The 1,177-nt window shown below is 51.0% G+C and carries 1 protein-coding gene; it reads right to left on the reverse strand.

All coding sequences use genetic code 11. The features are described 5' to 3' along the window. Window positions 1-59: 59 nt before the first annotated feature. Complete coding sequence (locus EKM95_RS11560; protein ID WP_125698566.1) at window positions 60-1,076, reverse strand: IS30 family transposase; 1,017 nt, start codon at window positions 1,074-1,076, stop codon at window positions 60-62. Between the last annotated feature and the right edge of the window lie 101 nt (window positions 1,077-1,177).

The raw sequence follows: 1,177 nt of genomic DNA on the forward strand, positions 1-1,177 counted from the left end.
CCTCAATTTTCAAGTCAAGTGCAACGATGATAACGAATCCTTGATAGTGGTCTAGGTTGTTAAGCCATGCGTTGGTAGTAATCGCATGGTCGAAGATAGTTCAGAATACGTCTGGGACGATGGTTCAGTGCTGATTGGACTGCTTGGATCTCAACCAGCGTAACGTCCCTGAGAGACTTTCCCTTCGGGAAGTACTCCCTGAGTAGTCCGTTGGTGTTCTCGTTAGTGCCGCGCTCCCAAGGCGAGTATGGATGAGCAAAATAGATCTGGGTTCCAACGATCTCCGACAGCTTGGCGAACTCGGAACCATTGTCAAACGTGATACTCTCAAACTCCTTGGCACCGTAATCGTTGATCGTGTCCTGCAAGGCTTTAAGGCAGGTGTCCGCATGATAGTCAGGTATCTTAACGATGATTTCAGTTCGGCTGTACCGTTCTGTGAGCGTCATCAGCGCTGGCTCATCAGCCGAACGAATACCTTTGACCAAGTCGCCTTCCCAATGTCCCACGCCTGTACGGTCATTCACGGCCGCAGGACGCAGCTCGATTGAGTCGCCGTATATCTTCTTGTTCTTGCGTTTGTGGGCGTTCTTATAGCCTTTGATGCGGCGTCGGAGCTTCTTGGGAAGTGTCATGTTGTCTAGCTCAAGCAGCCCGGCGTCGATGTAGCGATACACAGTTGTCGTTGAAGGGCAAGCCTTGCCCTGGTCGCGATAGAAGTGTACGAAGCTATCAACGCTGTGTACGCGCGGCTTACGAGTAAGCTCCTTGGCGAGAGCCTTGAAGAACGCACGGCCGGTCTTAAGAAAGGCGTAGTGACCGGTTCTATCGCGTTTACGGTCGTGCATGGCTTGGGCAGTTTCCGCAAGATAGACTTGATGCGAGTGACGCTTCGAGTCGAGCTGAGTTACAGATCCACGCGTGATTTCTCGTGAGATTGTCGCTTTACTGCGATGAAGTTTCTGTGCAATCACGGTCGCGGTGTCACCAGCAGCCTGAAGGGCCTGAATTGTAGCACGGTCGCTAAAACTGAGTTGTTGGTAATGCTTGTGGGTGTTAGTCTGAGAGTGGGTCATGAAGATTCCTGCTTTCTTGTCTGGTTGCACTAACAAGAATAGGTCTTCATGGCCTTTTTGGTCTAGTCGCTAAGGTGTTGCACTTGAATTGTAAACTGGGG

The organism is Lacticaseibacillus yichunensis (genome assembly GCF_003946405.1).
GTDB lineage: Bacteria > Bacillota > Bacilli > Lactobacillales > Lactobacillaceae > Lacticaseibacillus > Lacticaseibacillus yichunensis.